Annotated in this window: 2 protein-coding genes; both read left to right on the top strand. The window is 43.9% G+C overall.

What is annotated here, in order from left to right; translation table 11 throughout:
• Positions 1-393: FimV C-terminal domain-containing protein (locus AC3AYF_RS21835; protein ID WP_487780561.1), on the top strand; the 393-nt coding region annotated here is incomplete at its 5' end.
• 9 nt (positions 394-402) lie between these two features.
• Positions 403-1,016 (top strand): tRNA pseudouridine(38-40) synthase TruA (gene truA, locus AC3AYF_RS21830; protein ID WP_487780560.1); only part of this gene is annotated, 614 nt, incomplete at its 3' end.

Below are 1,016 nucleotides of genomic sequence, written 5' to 3'. Positions count from 1 at the left end.
ATCGAATTTGACGCACCGCTTAGCTTGGAAATAGACGCTACGCCAAGTAGTGAGCAAGAGAGCCTAGAAGAAGCTACCTTGTCAGCGGATATTGATGTGGCCGCGAGTGATGATGTCGCCGAGCAAGACGAATTAGCGGTGATTTCAGATGATGAATTAGACGCGGCTAGTAAAGAATTGTCTGGGCAATTAGGTAGCACTAGTGATTTGGAGTTTGATCTTGATGATTTTGACGAAATTGATGAAGCGGAAACTAAATTAGATCTTGCTGCTGCTTATATTGATATGGGCGACCCTGAGGGAGCAAAGAGCATTCTCGAAGAAGTTCTGAGCGAAGGCAATGATGAACAAAAATCTCGTGCTCAAAAATTATTAAATGATTTATCTAAATAAGGATAGTGGGTGCGCGTAGCTTTAGGTATTGAGTACGATGGTACTGAGTTTGCTGGTTGGCAGGTTCAACCCAAACAGAGAACGGTTCAAGGGTGTTTACAACAAGCATTAAGCAAAGTGGCGAATCATACGGTCAAGGTCGTTGCCGCGGGCAGAACTGACAGTGGCGTGCATGCACTCAGCCAAGTTGTTCATTTTGATACTTCAGCACAGCGGCCAGAGCGAAATTGGATATTAGGGCTTAATACCAATCTACCTAGAGATATCAATGTCGTGTGGGCTAGAGAAGTCGATGATGACTTTAGTGCGCGCTTTTCAGCGGTCAGGCGCAGTTATCGCTACATACTTATCAACCGTGTCGGTCGATCATCAGTACATGCTGATCGAATGTGGTGGTTTTTTAAGCCATTAGATGAACAACGCATGCAAGATGCAGCCAACTTATTAGTTGGACATCACGATTTTTCAGCATTTAGAGCGAAAGATTGTCAGGCAAAAAACACCATGAAGACTATGGAAAAAATCAAAGTCACGCGACAGGGAGACTGCATCGCCATTGATGTTGTCGCTCAATCTTTTTTACATCATATGGTACGAAACATCGTAGGCGTATTGGTATTGAT

This window comes from Salinicola sp. (genome assembly GCF_982684285.1).
Note: the sequence above shows the minus strand (reverse complement) of the source record. Positions and strands in the feature narration are given on the sequence as shown.